Genomic DNA, 15702 nt, shown 5'->3' with positions numbered 1-15702 from the left:
CCCCTAAGGGAATGCGGGCCGCGTGTCGTCTTTGTGTCGCCCGTCAGCCGTCTGCCTTGTCAGCAACGTCCGGGTCCCAGTGCCAGCCCTTGAAGCGTATACCAAAGGCCAGCGAATACAGCACGGGGCACAAGAGCAGGGTCAGCACCGTGGCAAAGGCCAATCCGGAGATGATGCACACCGCCATGGGCCGCCACAACTCGCCGCCCTGCAGGGCCAGCGGAATCATGCCGATAATGGTCGTCACGGTGGTCATCAGGATGGGCCGCGCGCGTTTCAGCGCCCCCAGCATCACCGCGTCCCGCGCCTCCAGCGCCGTGGCGCGCAGCAGCTCAATCTGGTCTATGAGCATAATGGCATTATTGACGATAATGCCCGTCAAACTAATCATGCCCAGCATAGCCATAAAGCCAAAAGGCGCATTGGTCGCCAGCATGCCCCACGTAATGCCCACCATCATGGGCGGCAGGGTCAGCAGGATAATCGTGGGCCGCCGCAGCGAATTAAACTGCGCCACAAGGATGAACACAAGCAGCCCCAGCGCCCATGGCAAGTTCTGCATAATGGACGCCTGCGACTCGCCGTTCTTTTCCTGCTCGCCGCCGTATTCCACATAATAGCCCACCGGCCAATCCGGGGAGTCCATCAGCTTCGCAATGCGCGGGGCAATGTCCGCCATGGCCTGCGAGGGAAAGCGCCCCTCAAGGTCGGCCTTCACGGTCAGGGTGCGCGCGCCGTCGCGGCGGCGGATGTCCGGCGGCTGCCACGTCAGGCGCGTGCGCGCCACCTGCAAGAGCGGCACGGAATTTCCGCCGGAGAAGGAATACACGTTCAGATTCTCCAGCCTGCCAAGGTCGTCGCGGATGGCGTCCTCGGAGCGTAGGACAATGGGGATAGCGTCGTCACCTTCGCGGTAGGTGGACGCCTGCATGCCTGACATATGCGTTTGCAGGGACAGCGCCACATCCGTACTGGTCAGCCCCGCGCGGCGGGCCTGTTCCTGATTCACATCCACCACCAGCTTCTTGGTCCACTGGCCCCAGTCGTCCCACACGGACACCACGCCATCCGTGCCCGACACAACGTCCGCCACCTTGGCGCGCAGGTCGTAGAGTGTGGTGATATCCGGCCCGGAGATGCGCACCTGAATGGGCGCGCCCACGGGCGGGCCGTACATCAGCTCCTTCACCGTGTGGCGGCAGTCCGGGAAGCCCTCGTCCAGCGCGCGGCGCACGCGGGGCATCACGTCCTGCACGGCCTGCGTATCCGTGGTGCGCACCACAAGGGAGGCATAGTTGGGCGAACTTTCCTCAAGGTCCAGGGGCAGGTACCAGCGCGGACCGCTTGCGCCCACAAAGGTCAGCACGTCCTTGACTTCCGGGTCGTCCATCAGCACGCGCTCAAGGCGCTCCACCCGCTCGGTGGTGGTGCGGATGTCCGAACCGTAGGGCTGCCAAAAGTCCACCATAAACTGGTCGCGCTCGTTGGGTGGGAAGAAGATTTTCGGCACGTAGCGAAAGGCCCACACGCTCACCGCACAGACGGCCACCACCGCCAGCAAAAACTGCACGCGGTGGCGCAAGGACCACTCCAGCACGCTGCGGTAAGCCCGGTAGGCGGGATTTTCAAAGTTCTGCCGTTGCAGCTTGGGCCGCAGCACATGAAAGGACAACATGGGCACCATGGTCAGCGCCAGCAGCCACGACGCCAAAAGCGTGCACGTGATAACCACAAACAGCGAAAACGTGTACTCACCCGTCTGCGACGGCGCAAAGGGGATGGGCAAAAACGCGAAGATTGTCGTCAGCGACGCCGCAAGCAGCGGCATCCACAGCTCGCGCACCGCCTCGGTCACGGCCTTGCGCCGCTCCTGCCCCGAGGCCATGCGCACAAGGATGTTCTCGCTCACCACCACCCCGTTGTCCACAAGGATGCCAAGGGAAATAATCAGCGAAGCAATGGACATCCGTTGCAGGCCCACGCCAAAGGCGGGCATCACCGCCATACAGGCGAGCATAGCCATGGGGACCAACGTGCCCGCCACAAGGCCAGTACGCAGCCCCGCAAACAGCAGCATCACCACAACCACAAAGACGAAGGACTCCAAAAGGTTCACGCCAAAGTCGCCCAGCGCGTCCTTGACGTACTGCGGCTGATACAGCGCCATATGGTAGTCCAGCCCAACGGGCAGAATGGTTTGCAGCGTGTCCAGCCGGGCCGAAACTTCGCGCCCCAGCTCAAGGATATTGCCGCCCTCGGCCATGGACACCGCCAGCAGCAGCGCAGGCTGGCCGTTAAAGCGCACCATGCGCGATGGCGGGTCCACAAATCCGCGCCGCACCGTGGCAATGTCGGACAGGGCTATGCCCGTCTTTTGTCCGGGCTGGCGCAGGGTAAGGTTTCGCAGGTCGTCCACGGACGTAAACTCGCCCGTTGGTTCAATAACGATGCGCTCCGGCCCCACCTTGGCGTGGCCGCTGGGTTTGATGGTATTTTGCGCGTCGATAACGCGGGCAAGGGTAAAGGGCGAAATGCCAAGCCCGGCCACGCGAGCGTTGGAAAAGTCCACAAACACGCGCTCTTCCTGAACGCCCCACAGGTTCACCTTGCCCACAAGGTTCAGCTTGAGCAGTTCGTCGCGGGTCATGTCCGCGGCGTCCTTAAGCTCGCGGTAGGAGTAGCCATCGCCTGTGAGCGCCACGCAGATGCCGAACACGTCGCCGTATTCGTCGTTGACCATGGGCGTGCGGCACCCCTCGGGCAAGGACGGCGTCACATCCGAAACCTTCTCGCGCAGCTTGCGCCACAGCGGCTCCATATTGCGGATGCCGTCGTGGAACTCCACCTTGATGATGGAAACGCCCGTGCGTGACTGCGATTCCAGCGTTGTCACCTCCGGAATATCGCGGATGCTCTCTTCTATTGTGTCGGTCACCAGCTCTTCAACACGCTGGGGGGACGCACCGGGGAACACCGTCATCACAAGGGCCACGCGGATGGTAAAGTCCGGGTCCTCGCGCTTGGACATGGTCACGGCGGACAAAATGCCCGCCAGCGCCACCAGCACAATGACCACGCCCGCCGTGCGGTTATTCTTCAGGCACCAATCGGCGATATTCACGACCACGCCTCCTGCGCCTTGCCCTCCTGCACCTTCACGCGCTGGCCGTCCTTCAGGCGGTGGACGCCGCGGATGACAACCTTCTCGCCCGGAGTAAGGCCGGAGAGCACCTCCAGCCCGCTGGACGTCAGCTTGCCGATGGTGACAGCGCGCTGTTTCACGGTGCCGGACGCCTCGTCCACCACCCACACGGAGCGCTTCTGCTCCACTTCGCCCACCACGGCAACGGGCGGCACCAGCACGTAGGCGCTCTTGGCGTCAAAGGCAAAGGTCGCCTCGCCGGACATGCCGGGGCGCACGCCCTGTGCCTTGTTGGTCAGGGCAACCTTGACGGGGTATGTGGAAACGGCGCGCGACTCCACGCCCACCTCAACCACGGAGCCGTCAAAGGCCTCGCCGGGAAGGGCGTCAAAGTGCACGGTAACGGCGTCGCCCGCGTGGATGCTGGCGATAAGACTGTCGGGGATGCCCACCTCAAGCTCCATGCGCTGACCAGCGGTCAAGAGGGCCACGGGCTGTCCGGCGGCGACCGTTTGGTGGACGTCCACCGGCACTTCGGCCAGTGCGCCGTCCATGGGCGCGCGCAGCACCGTATAGCGCAGTTGCTGGCGCGCAAGTTCCAGCTGCCGCCGCGCCGCCTTCAGGGACGCCTCGGACGCGTCAATCTGCGCGCGGGCGCGGTCAAGGTCGCGGCGGGAGGTGTTGCCCACCTCATACAGGGCGCGGGTTCGCTCCCAGTCGGAGCGCGCCTGCGCGGTGGACGCCTCGGCCTGCGCCACGGCGGCCTCGGCGCGGCCCACTTGCAGGCGGTAGTCCGTGGGGTCCAGACGGGCCACCACGTCCCCCTGCTTTACCCGCATGCCAATGCGGGCGGGCAGATGCTCTATCTCGCCGGAAACACGAAAGCTCAGGCGCGTTTCAATGGCGGCGCGGGCCGTGCCGGGAAAAGTCCGCTCGCGTCCGGCCTGCGGGTCCGGCACCGTCATGGTCACAACGGGCCGCAGCACGGGCTTTTCCTGCTTCTGCTCCCCGCCGCATGCGGCCAGCGCAAGGCACAGCGCCAGCGCGGCGCACAGGACGGGGACTCGTTTTCCACAAAATCGCATGGCTACTCCTTGGTCCCGACGCCAAAGCGCGAAAGAAACTCGCGCCGCTCGGCGGGGGTTTTGTCAATCTCAAACCACCCAACAGCGCGCTGGAAGTCCAACACGTCGCCAAGGTAGGAATATACGGCCAGGACAGCCGACTGCTCCTGCACGCGGGACTGGTTCTGCGCGTCCAGCAGCTCCAAAATGGACACCGCGCCGCGCGCGTACTTGTCACGCACCACGTCCAGATTGCGCTGCGCCCGGTCCGCGGCAAGGGCCGCAAGCTCCATCTTGGGGTACGAGCGCGCCATGTTGTCCACAACCGTACGCGCCTGCTGTTCGGCAAGCTGCGTCAGCCGCCTGCGCGTGGCGTCCAGCCGCCGCAGTTCGGCGCTGGCCTTGCGCTGGTCGTGGGAGATGGCGCCGCCCGCAAACAGCGGCAGGCTGGCGTCCACACTAAACGTCCACGTATCCTCGTTGGGGTCCGGGTCCTGAATGATGCGCGGCCCGGCTTGGTGCTTGTCTATCTCGTGCCCATACTCCGCCGAGGCGCTCACCTTGGGCACCCAGCGCGTGCGGCGCTTTTGCGCCAGCACAATGGACTGCGCCTCCACCAAGTGCGCCACAGCGCGCACGGCGGGCCTGTCGTCCGAAAGTTCCGCCGCCGTCTCGCTAATGCGCGAGAGCTGCTTCAGCGTCCCACCAATGGTGGACGCCTCCACGCCAAAGAACGCGCGCCGCGCCTCATCCGCCGTCAGAGGCTTCACCTCCCACTGCGTCCCGGCAGGACGGTCAAGGGACTGATTCAGCGCCGTCAGCGCCGACTGCACGTCGGACTTGCGGGCGATGACGCGGGCGCGGCTTTCGGCCTGCGCGGCCTCCCAGCGGTAGACTTCCTCCGGCCCGGAAACTCCGGCGCTGCGGCGAACGCGCGCCATCTCCAAATTCTTGCCGATAAGGGCAAAGTTCTCCCGCTCAATGCGCAGGAGCGAGCGCGCGGACAGATAGGCCAAAAAGCGCCGCCCTGCGGTACGCATCACGTCCATACGCACGGCCTCGCGCGAGAGGCGCTCCGCCTCCACACTGCGGGTGGAGGCGCGGTAGCGGCTGACCACCGCGTCGTCATAGAGCATCTGCGTCAGGTTCAGCCCGGCGGTGGTGACGTCCCACGGGTACAGCCCCTGTGAGGCCACGGCGCGGTCCTGATCAATCTGCGTGTAATTCATGCCCGCGCCCAGTTGCGGCAGCATGGCGCTGCGGGCAAGCAAGCTGTCCTGCTCCGCTCCGGCCACCTCGGCGTCCTTGACGGCAAGGTCGATGTTTTCCTTGGCGGCAATGCGCATGGCGCGGCCCAAGGTCAGGGGCTTTCCGCCGCCCTCGTCCTCCTCCATGTCAAGAAGCGTGGCGGTAAGCAGGGTCTCATACTTGGGGGAAAAGCCAATCTCCCGCGCGGTGCGCATGTTTACGAACAGACGCTCTTCCTCGGGCAGGATGACCGGGAGCGAATCCGGCGCGGCGCCGTCCATAATGTCGCGCAGGTTCAGGGCGATGCGGCGGGCAAGGTGCGTGCCGGAAAAGCTGGCCATCCCGGCCAAAACGCCTTGCTCCACATCCTGCCGCCCCACAAAGGAGAAGGACGGCACGCCACGATGGTTCAGCCCCGCCACCAGCCGAGCGCGGCGCGCGTCATCAAGGCGCATCAGCGGGGTGATGTACACCGCCTCGGCGTCGCCAAGGGCGGCCAACGCGGCCTCCACATCGTCCCCCACGGGCACCAGTTGAATATCCACCCCCAGCAGGCGGGAGTATTTGTCCGCCACGTCCTGAAGCCCCGGCAACGCGTCCAGATACTCCGCCTGCACCAACACATGCAGACGGCTGAACGTGGCAAGGTCCTTAAAGGCGGTCAGGTCGCGCTTCACCCGTTGGGGGAGCACGATATAACTGAGGTTGCGGCGTGTGGAGCGGTTGTCCCGGTACGGCAGACGCATGGTCTCCTCGTCCAGAAACGGCGCGGCCACCACGGGCTTCGGGAGCGCCCCCTCGCCAAGGGTGGCGGCGTAGGACGGCATGATGCCAAGGCTGAACACCATGTCCACCTCCGGGTCCGCAAGGGCGGCGCGCAGCGCGCCGGCAGACGCCGCCGGGTCCCACCCGGCGCTGAACTGTGCGGGCCGTTTCCACACCACCTCGGTCCCCTCGTCCACAAGGGGGGCGAGTTCCTTTTGTACATCGCGCAGCACCGCCCGCGCCTGCGGGGACGGGCCGTCGCAGACCACGCCAATAACCACGCGCGACTGCGCCGCGTGTAGCGCCGGCGCGCCAACCAGCAGCAGAAATACGGCCGCCCATGCCCCAAACAGGCCAAGCGCCGCCCTGTGTCGAAATGGAACCATTGTCCGTCCTTTCGCGGCGCATGGCCGCGGAGAATATGGATTCCTCCGCGCGGGGTTCACGCGAAGGGCGTTCATCATGCGTTTACGCGCCCTCATTACCGGCATGCTCCACTGCGGGCAGCCCCAGCATATTCAGCGCGGCTTCCGCCACCGTCCCGGCAATGGCCGAAACACGCTCCGGGGTAAAGGCGTCCCACTGGGCGCGGTGCAGCAAGATGCACTGCCCGCGCACAAAGCTCATGCACATGCCCACAAGGGCGTGCCCGCGCAGCACCCGCTCCTGCGCGGAAAGCCGGCCGCCGCTGGCCGCGTGGCACAGTTCGCTCCCGGCCTCGTACACCGGGCCGATAACGGTATGGTAAAACCGCTCCAACGTGTCCGAACCGTTCATGACCTCGCGCTGCAAAAAATCTACGGCCCAGTAGTTCTTATGATTGCCGAGGGAAAATTCCAAAAAGCCGTGCACAAACCGCCGCGCCACCTGCGCAAGACGCCGGGCGTCGCCGTCCGCCTCGCGCGCGCCGGACATGGCGGCGGCCACCAGCGGCTGACTGGCGCGCTGCATGTTGGCAAAAATGTCCTCCAGCACGGCGTTGTACAGCCCCTTCTTGCCGCCGAAGTGGTAGGCAATGGACGCCAAATTCACGCCGCAGGCCCGCGCAATGTCGCGGGTGCTGACGCCGTCGAACCCCTTGGCGGCAAACAGTTTGCCGCCCTCCTCAATAAGGCGCATGCGCGTTGCCACGCCGCGCGGTGTTGTCCGCTGTTGTGCTTTCCCGGATGCCGTCATGCGGGGCTGTCTCCTCCTCTCTTCATCCTGTCACAAGAGTCCTGTTCTTTTGAGGATATAGGCACGCATCGCCAGCAAGTCAATCGTTTGATTGAATTTGACCGCGCGCCCGCCCCCTCGCCAAAAAACGGCCCGCACCCTCCACAGGATGCGGGCCGCCAAACGTGCCGTATACGGCAAAAGCCTTTCGCCGTGCCGGAGCCAGCACTGGGAAGAACGCTGCGGGGCACGGCGCCACCTGCCAGCGGCGCGCCCGCCCTCTCCTTCAGCCCTGCCGGTTAGGCGATGGTGATGTCGCCGTTCAAATACACATCCTGCACCGCGTGCAGCAGGGTAACGCCCTCGGACATGGGGCGCTGGAAGGCCTTGCGGCCAAGGATGAGGCCCATACCGCCAGCGCGCTTATTGATAACGGCCGTACGCACGGCGTCGGCAAGGTCGTCGCCGCCAGCGCCGCCGCCGGAATTGATGAGGCCAGCGCGGCCCATGTAGCAGTTGGCAACCTGATACCGCGTCATGTCGATGGGATGGTCCGTGCACAGCCTGTCGTACATGGCGGGGTGCGACTTGCCAAAGCTCAGTGCGGTAAAGCCGCCGTTGGTGGTGGGCTGCTTCTGCTTGACGATATCCGCCTCCACAGTGGCGGCAAGGTGGTTGGCCTGTCCGGTCAGGTCCGCGGCGGTGTGGTAGTCCGCATCCATGGTCTTGAACCCGGCGTTGCGGGTATAGGCCCACAGGATGGTCGCCATGCCGAGGTCATGCGCCTGCCGGAACATCTCGGAAATTTCGCGGAGCTGGCGGTTACTTTCCTGCGCGCCAAAATACACCGTTGCGCCAATGGCAACCGCGCCCATCTCAAAGGCCTGCACCACGGCGGCGAAGGGAATCTGATCCCACTTGTTGGGGTAGGTCATAAGCTCGTTGTGGTTCACCTTGAGCACGAAGGGAATCTTGTGCGCGTACTTGCGCGCCACCGACCCCAGCACGCCAAGGGTGGACGCCACGGCGCTGCATCCGCCCTCAATGGCCAGCCGGACGATATTTTCGGGATCAAAATAGATGGGATTGGGCGAAAAGGACGCCCCGGCGGTATGCTCAATGGCCTGGTCCACCGGCAGGATGGACATATACCCCGTCCCGGCCAAACGCCCGTGCCCGTACAGCGTCCCAAGGCTTTGCAAAACGCGGGGCGAGCGGTCCGTCTGCACCATCACACGGTCCACAAAGTCCGGCCCCGGCAAGTGCAGAGTCTCCTTGGTAAAGGTCGTGCAGGTGTGGTCCAGCAGATATCCGGCGTCATCGCCGAGCAGTTTGGTAATGTCCGTCATGTCCCGTCTCCTCCCGCCCATGGGCGGTTATGGTGCGTTATGGTTCATGGCTCGTAGTACACATCCATCCACCATACCATCCTGACGCCCACGCGCAAACCCTCCCCCCACTCCACCACGAAAAACCGCCCCCGGACCACATGGCCGGGGGCGGCACAACTCTCGTCCACCGCACGCAATGTGGCGCGGTTAGAACGTCACCCACACTTTCAAAGACGCGCCAATGCTGGCGTCCACATCGTAGGTGTCCTTTTCGTCGCCATCGTCATCATACAACGTGTACCCGCGGCCAAAGTGGTATTCCGGTCCGGCCGTCACGCGCACGCGCGGGGTTGGCGTCCACTCGGCGTACAGGCCCGAAGCCACGCCGGAAACGCGTACATAGCCCTTTTCCCGCACACTGCTGTCATCGGCAAGGCGGTAAAGGCCGCCGCTCATGCTGGCCTGCGCCTTCACGGCCCACTGCGGCGAGAAGCGGTACGCCACCGTGCTGGTAGGCATGCCGAACATGGCGGACAGCCCCTCCTGCCGCGCGGAGCGGTACAGCACCACAAGGCCCGGAAACGCGCGGATGCCGATAGGCTCCACCTGCACCGCCGCGCCGATGCCCGCGCTCCAGTCATCGTCAAAAGCGTAGCGCACAATGGTGGACAGCCCGGCGCTGACGGAGCTGTCCATCTCCTCCTCAAAGCCCGACAGCAGGGAGCCGGACACCATCCACGTCACCTCGCCCTCGCGGTAAGCCACATGGCGGTAGGTCAGAGACAGGGAGTGCAGCGCGTCCCACGGGTCCTCGTCACCGGACCCAAAAGGCAGGTCGTCCACGTTGCCCCAGTCGTAGCTGGCGCCATTGTATTTGAGGCCGAAGTTCCCGTACTGGAGCACCACCCCGGCGGACGTCACACTGACGTCGCCGTCCGTGTCCTCCACATCCCCCGCACCGATGACGCCGCCAAAGGCCTCCACCGCAAAGGGTTCGCGGTCCAGCGGGCCAACCGCCGCGCCAAAGGTTGTTTGACGCTCGTCACCTTCCTGCCCCGCCGCCATGGCAAAGACGGGCAGCAGCACCAGCGCCGCCACCATAGTGCATACAAACCGGTATCGACCAGTCACAGATTGACTCCTTGCTGATTGTCCATTGATTTCGCGTTGCAGCGCGCGCTCACGGCCCAATAGGGCGAGGGCACGCGCAAATTCGCACACAGAGGTCCAATCCTGCCACAAGAGGGGTGATGTTCCAAGCAGATTGTCAATACTGCCAAGCCAATGTACACTCCCGCCGTGAACACACCAGCAGGCAACATACTCCTTATAGAAGACGACGCCGCCTTCCGCACCATGCTCGTGGAAGCCCTTCAGGGACGCGGCCACACGGTCAGCCCCGTCTCCACGGCGGAGGACGGCCTGCGCCACTTGGCGCAGGACCGGTTCGACCTTATCCTGACGGACGTCAAGCTCCCCGGCATGTCCGGCGTGGAAGCCCTGCCGCGTCTGCTCAAATCCGGACGCGGGGCGGACATCATCGTTATGACGGCCTACTCCAGCCGCGAAATGGCGCTGGAGGCCGTCCGCCTTGGCGCGTACGACTTCTTCTCCAAGCCCTTCAGCCTGAAGGAGCTGGAAATCGTGGTCCGCCGGGCCATGGAAAAGCGCCGCCTGCAAAGCGAAGTGCGCACCCTGCGTGCCTCGCTGCGTACCGAAGGCCCGTCCACACGCATCATCGGCCACAGCGACGCCATCCGCGACGTTATCGCGCAGGTGGAGCGCGTGGCCCCGCTGGACACCACGGTGCTCATCACCGGCGAATCCGGCACCGGCAAAGAGCTGGTGACGGACACCATCCGCGCCCTGTCCCAGCGCCCCTCCGGCCCCTTCATCAAGGTCAACTGCGCCGCCATCCCTGAGCACCTGTTTGAAAACGAACTCTTCGGGCACGAGCGCGGCGCCTTTACCGGCGCAAACTCCGCCCAGCCCGGCAAGTTCGAACTCGCCCGCGGCGGCACCATCCTGCTGGATGAAATTGGTGACATGCCCCTCTCCATCCAGCCCAAACTGCTGCGCGTGGTGGAGCAGAAGCAGGTGGAGCGCCTTGGCGCCGCCCGCCCTGTGGACGTGGACGTCCGCATCATTGCCGCCACCAATCAGGACCTTCTGGACCGCATCCGCACCAAGGACTTCCGCGCGGACCTGTACTACCGCCTCAACGTTGCCACCATTCAGCTACCGCCCCTGCGCGAACGCAGCGAAGACATCCCCCTGCTGGTGGATTACTTCTGCCGCCGCATCCGCGCCGACCTCGGCATTCAGTTGGAGGGCGTGTCTCCGGCGGCGCTGACCCTGCTCTGCGAGTACCACTGGCCCGGCAATATCCGCCAGCTTTCCAACGTGCTGGAAGGCGCGGCTATCAGCGCCACCGGCACCATTGAGGAAGGCGACATCCGCCGCGCCATGGGGACCGGTGGCCCCTCTGCCTCACCCCAGCCCACCCGCAGCCTCAAGGACGCCGTCACCGCCTTTGAGCGCAGCCTCATCATCAAGGCCCTACGCGGGGCGGGCGGCCGCCAGACCGAAGCCGCCAACGCCCTTGGGCTGACGCCCAAGAACCTCTGGGCCAAGCTCAAAAAGCACGGCATCGACCCCAAGACCATCACCCAGTAATCTACTTTTTTTAGATTCACCTTTTCCTGCACTGCCGTGACGCACACGGGGCGAAACGACACAACTCTTTCCCCCTGCGCAATCGCCAGACGCCACCGCCTCTCGCCGCCCGCTGTTTAGTCTATATTTATTAGATTCTCCATTTTACTCGCCACCCCAGCGGTTCTGGGGGATTTTTTTGCTGATTGCACGCACAAACACCGCTCTTTGCAATCTATTTTTTTTGGACTTTTTTGCCGGGTGCGCGTCCCTGCGCCGCATCGCTCGGTCTTCACTCGCACGATGAGAATTTTTTTTGCATACAAATTCAGCATGTTAAACACTTTCTGCGCACCATCCCCCGTCCATGGCACACGCCTTGCCTAAGGAGAGCGCAAAGGGGCAACGGCGCATGGCGCCACCGCCACAATGGAAAATTTTTTCCGTCGCTAGGCAAGGAGGAGAACCATGACCAGGCTCATCAACCTTACCCGTAACGAGGAAGGCGTTTCCGCCCTTGAATACGGCCTTATCGCTGCCCTCATCGCCGCCGTCATCGTTACGGCTGTGACGACCCTTGGCACCAAGGTCAACAGTGCATTTGAAACCATCGCGAACGCCCTGCCCTAGTACACGCAGGAAACCCATATTTGGAGATAGCCTCCAATACCCGGCGCGTCGCACCGGCGGACCAGACATCCCCTCTCTCCCCGAATGGTCCGCCCCCGTCAGCTGCATGGCGGAGCGACATGCCAACAGCCGGGCGCATTCCGCGGGTTGTACCCCCTCACCACAACCCGCAGAACAGCCCTTATCACGAGGATTCGCATCGCACTGGGCGTAGCGAAGATGTGGCGGGACCGGAACTCTCCCCCTCAATCCCCCCGGTCCCGCCACAACTCACCTCGAAGCACCCGGAGGGAGAACGTCATGATGACACCCATGCACCTCACCCTCACCGCGATACTCCTTGTAGCGGCGGCTACCGACCTCACCACCCAGCGCATCCCCAACGCCCTCACCTACCCCGCAATCATCGCCGCACTGGTCTATCACGGTCTGACCAATGGCACGGACGGCCTGCTGTTTAGCTTTGGCGGCCTCGCCCTTGGCCTTGGCGTGATGCTGGCGCCGTACCTTCTCGGCGTCATGGGCGCGGGCGACGTCAAGCTCATGGCCGCCGTGGGCGCGCTACTGGGCCTTGGCGGCGCTCTGGACGCCTTCATCCTGACCACCCTGCTCGGCGGGCTGTACGCCTGCGGCATTCTGCTCCTGCACCAGCGCCTGTTTGGCGCCATCCTGCGCAACTTCTGGCGCGCGGCCGTGCTGCTGCCCGCCACCCGGCACTTCGACTACGCACCGCACCCCGGCGCCGCGCACCTGCCAAAGCTCTGCTACGGCGTCGCCATCGCCTTCGGCAGCATCTGCGCCATGCTTCTTGGCTCCGGCGCGCTCACCCCGGCAAGCGGTCTGTAGGACAGGGAGGACGCCATGCACAGGACAACCATCGTACAACTGAGCCTTGCCTTTGCGCTGTCGCTCTTTGCCGGGGGACTCATCTTTTTGTGGATGCGCGCCCAAAACGCCGGCCCCAACGCCGACGCCGCGCCCGCCACGGTGGCCGTGGTCGTCGCCAGCGCCCCGCTCGCCAAAGGCACGGCCCTCACTACGGAGCACCTGCGCTCCGCCGACTTTCTGCCCGCCAACCGCCCGGACGGCGCATACGACAGCGCCGAGGCCCTGACCGGGCGCGTCCTGCTTACGGACCTTGCCGCCGGTGAAGCCGTGACGGCATCACGCCTTGTGGCGCCGGACGTGCAGACCGGCGGCGTCAGCGCCCTTGTGGCGCCCGGAAAGCGCGCCGTTGGCGTTAAGGGCAACAAGGTGCTTGGGCTGGCGGGATTCGTCCGTCCGGGCAACCGCGTAGACGTCCTCGTCACCATTGACGACGACAGCTCACGAAACGAACGCACCGTCACCAAGATGGTGCTCCAAAACATCCGCGTACTGGCGTCGGGCACCGAGTGGGAACGTACCGCAAGCGACGATCCAGCCTCCGTGGACACCTACACGCTGGAGCTGACGCCGGATGAGGCCGAGCGCCTCGCCCTGGCCGCCACGCGCGGCACCCTGCACTTTGCCCTGCGCAATCCGGCAGACAACGACAACATCCGCACCAGCGGAACCGACATTCCGCGCACGCTGGCCGCACTGCGCACAGCAAAGGCCCCCGAACAGGCCGCCCCGGCCCCGCGCCGCCAGCGCGTGGAGCTTATTACAGGAACAACACGCACAACCTTGAGGTTTTAATCATGCTCTCCGCTCCCAAACACATCCTTGCAGGCATGCTCATCTTCACGGCCATCCTCGCCGCGACCGTCACGCTTCGTCCTTCGTCCTCGCCCAGCACCGCGTCCCTCAGCGCCACCATGAGTGCGGAGACGAACCAAACGAGTACATCAATCGATGGCGCAACCATCGTGGCGGAGGGTCACCTTCAGCCCGTGCGCCGCATTGAGGTCCTCGTGACAAGCAGCATGTAGCGCATCGCCGCGCATGCAGGGAGGGAGACGCCATGCCGTCGCGCCCCGTCACCATCCTTCTCCTGCTGCTGATGGCCAGCCTTCTGCCCTGTGGGGCGGCAGCGCAGGCCGCAGGATATCCGCCCGGTACCGTCCGCATCGCCACCGGGCAATCCATGGTCGTGGACGCGCCGCGTCCGGTCACCCGCGTTTCCGTAGCGGATGCGGCCATTGCGGACGTGATGGTTCTGTCGCCCCGGCAGGTCTACGTCACCGGCAAGACCCCCGGCGCAACCACACTCACCCTGTGGGCCGGCGGCGACGCCGTCCTGCGCGTCTTCACCGTTACCGTCACGCCGGACCTCTCCCGCCTGAAGGAGATGCTCCACCGCATCCTGCCCAATGAGCGCGGCATTCAGGTCATGGCCGCCCATGAAAGCATCACCCTCTCCGGCACCGTCTCCAGCACCGAAAGCCTCTCCACCGCCCTTGACCTCGCCCGCGCTTTTGCGCCCGCGCCGGATGGCGTGACCAACCTGCTGCGCGTCGGCGGCGTGCATCAGGTGCTGCTGGAGGTCAAAGTCGCCGAAATGTCGCGCACCGTCATGGAAAAGCTGGGCATTGACCTCAGCTACTACATGAATGGCGATTTCTTCTACACCATCCTCAACGACCTGTGGGCGCTGGACAACAAAAACGGCCCCCTGCCCGTGGTCGGCCCTGCCGCCGCGCAAAACGGCGGCCTTGGCAGCGGTCAGGTCCGCATCAGTCCCTCGCGCAATGGCATGTTCCGCTTCCACAGCGGACAAGCCACCATCACGGGCTTTTTACAGGCCCTGAAGCAAAACGGACTCGTAAAAATTCTGGCCGAGCCGACCCTCGTCTGCCGCGGCGGCGAGAAGGCCAGCTTCCTCGCCGGCGGCGAAATCCCCATCCCCGTCCCGCAAGCCCTTGGTTCCGTCGCCATTGAATACAAGCCCTACGGCGTCGGCCTCAGCTTTACCCCCACCGTGCTGGCCGATGGCCGCATCAGCCTTGACGTACGGCCCGAGGTCTCGGAGCTGGACTACCAAAACGCCCTCCAGATTCAGGGCTTCACCATCCCGGCCATCACCTCGCGCCGCGCGGAGACCGTGGTGGAGCTTGGCGACGGGCAGAGCTTTGCCATCGCAGGTCTGCTGCAAAACGCCGTGCGCGAGGACGTGAACAAGTACCCCGCCCTTGGCGACATCCCGGTCCTTGGCATGCTGTTTAGCTCCAAGCAGTTCCAAAAGGCCGAGAGCGAACTCGTCATCATCGTCACCCCCCACCTTGCCAAGCCAACGGATATGGCCCGCCAAACCCTGCCCACGGACCACTTTACGGAGCCGGATGAATTTGAATTCTTCGTCCTCGGCAAGATGGAAGGCGACACGGACGACAGCGCGCCCCTGTCCATCACTCCGGCCTCCGTGCGCTCCCGCGGCGGACGCGACGGCGCGCCGCCCTCGGGCATGGAGGGCGAATTCGGCCACATTCTGCCCCTGCGGGAGGACGCACCATGACACGCCTCATCGCCATCACCGCCCTGTGCGCGGCCCTGACCTGCGCGGCCTGCACCACCCAAAAGACCACGCCCCTTGGCGCGGCCTACCACCAGCAGCTGTTGTACCAGCAGGTCACCCCCGGCCCGGCCCCGCCCACGCCCGTCGAGGGCCTGAGCGGCACACTCGCTGACCACGCGGCGCGGCGCTACGCCACGCCGCAGGAGGCGCCCGGCGAAGCGACCATGTCGCTGGAACTTGGCACCGTCACTCCCGGCGGACCGTAGCCACGACGCA

At 64.8% G+C, this 15702-nt stretch carries 13 protein-coding genes; 7 read left to right on the top strand and 6 right to left on the bottom strand.

The window, feature by feature from the left end; translation table 11 throughout:
* Nucleotides 1-43 precede the first annotated feature (43 nt).
* The 6 genes from ACI3L3_RS11630 to ACI3L3_RS11605 form a co-directional block, all read right to left on the bottom strand.
* On the bottom strand, nucleotides 44-3121 hold the full coding sequence (locus ACI3L3_RS11630; RefSeq protein ID WP_404845296.1) for an efflux RND transporter permease subunit: 3078 nt from the start codon (nucleotides 3119-3121) through the stop codon (nucleotides 44-46).
* Nucleotides 3118-4227 carry an efflux RND transporter periplasmic adaptor subunit gene (locus ACI3L3_RS11625; RefSeq protein ID WP_404845295.1) on the bottom strand — a complete coding sequence of 370 codons (1110 nt, stop codon included), beginning with the start codon at nucleotides 4225-4227 and terminating at the stop codon, nucleotides 3118-3120. The genes ACI3L3_RS11630 and ACI3L3_RS11625 overlap by 4 nt, the downstream gene beginning before the upstream one ends.
* Before the next feature lie 2 nt (nucleotides 4228-4229).
* The gene (locus ACI3L3_RS11620) at nucleotides 4230-6605 is read right to left on the bottom strand and encodes a TolC family protein (protein WP_404845294.1); all 2376 of its coding nucleotides are present in this window, start codon (nucleotides 6603-6605) and stop codon (nucleotides 4230-4232) included.
* Nucleotides 6606-6687: 82 nt separating this feature from the next.
* Entirely contained in the window at nucleotides 6688-7395 is a 708-nt protein-coding gene (locus ACI3L3_RS11615) for a CerR family C-terminal domain-containing protein (RefSeq protein WP_404845293.1), read from the bottom strand.
* A 278-nt stretch (nucleotides 7396-7673) separates the two neighbouring features.
* The gene (locus tag ACI3L3_RS11610) at nucleotides 7674-8723 is read right to left on the bottom strand and encodes a class I fructose-bisphosphate aldolase (RefSeq protein ID WP_404845292.1); all 1050 of its coding nucleotides are present in this window, start codon (nucleotides 8721-8723) and stop codon (nucleotides 7674-7676) included.
* 189 nt (nucleotides 8724-8912) lie between these two features.
* Nucleotides 8913-9836, bottom strand: a complete 924-nt coding sequence (locus ACI3L3_RS11605) for a hypothetical protein (RefSeq protein WP_404845291.1) — start codon at nucleotides 9834-9836, stop codon at nucleotides 8913-8915.
* Nucleotides 9837-10004: 168 nt separating this feature from the next.
* On the opposite strand from ACI3L3_RS11605, the gene ACI3L3_RS11600 reads away from it, so the two are divergent.
* The 7 genes from ACI3L3_RS11600 (at nucleotide 10005) to ACI3L3_RS11570 (ending at nucleotide 15692) form a co-directional block, all read left to right on the top strand.
* Nucleotides 10005-11381, top strand: a complete 1377-nt coding sequence (locus ACI3L3_RS11600) for a sigma-54-dependent transcriptional regulator (RefSeq protein WP_404845290.1) — start codon at nucleotides 10005-10007, stop codon at nucleotides 11379-11381.
* Nucleotides 11382-11828: 447 nt separating this feature from the next.
* Entirely contained in the window at nucleotides 11829-11990 is a 162-nt protein-coding gene (locus ACI3L3_RS11595) for a Flp family type IVb pilin (RefSeq protein ID WP_404845289.1), read from the top strand.
* Between the two features lie 300 nt (nucleotides 11991-12290).
* A complete protein-coding gene (locus ACI3L3_RS11590; protein ID WP_404845288.1) occupies nucleotides 12291-12836 on the top strand; it encodes a prepilin peptidase in 546 nt (181 codons plus the stop codon).
* Nucleotides 12837-12851: 15 nt separating this feature from the next.
* The gene (gene cpaB / locus ACI3L3_RS11585; RefSeq protein WP_404845287.1) at nucleotides 12852-13670 is read left to right on the top strand and encodes a Flp pilus assembly protein CpaB; all 819 of its coding nucleotides are present in this window, start codon (nucleotides 12852-12854) and stop codon (nucleotides 13668-13670) included.
* A gap of 2 nt (nucleotides 13671-13672) precedes the next feature.
* Nucleotides 13673-13903, top strand: a complete 231-nt coding sequence (locus ACI3L3_RS11580; RefSeq protein WP_404845286.1) for a hypothetical protein — start codon at nucleotides 13673-13675, stop codon at nucleotides 13901-13903.
* A gap of 32 nt (nucleotides 13904-13935) precedes the next feature.
* Nucleotides 13936-15426: a type II and III secretion system protein family protein gene (locus ACI3L3_RS11575; protein ID WP_404845285.1), complete on the top strand. Its 1491-nt coding sequence runs from the start codon at nucleotides 13936-13938 to the stop codon at nucleotides 15424-15426.
* Complete coding sequence (locus ACI3L3_RS11570; protein WP_404845284.1) at nucleotides 15423-15692, top strand: hypothetical protein; 270 nt, start codon at nucleotides 15423-15425, stop codon at nucleotides 15690-15692. Before ACI3L3_RS11575 ends, ACI3L3_RS11570 begins: the two co-directional genes overlap by 4 nt.
* The last annotated feature ends 10 nt before the right edge of the window (nucleotides 15693-15702 follow it).

It is taken from the genome of Desulfobaculum sp. SPO524 (assembly GCF_044987625.1).
In the GTDB taxonomy this organism is placed as follows: Bacteria; Desulfobacterota; Desulfovibrionia; order Desulfovibrionales; family Desulfovibrionaceae; genus Desulfobaculum.
The sequence above is the reverse complement of the archived record's forward strand: the minus strand, read 5'-3'. Positions and strand labels throughout refer to the sequence as shown.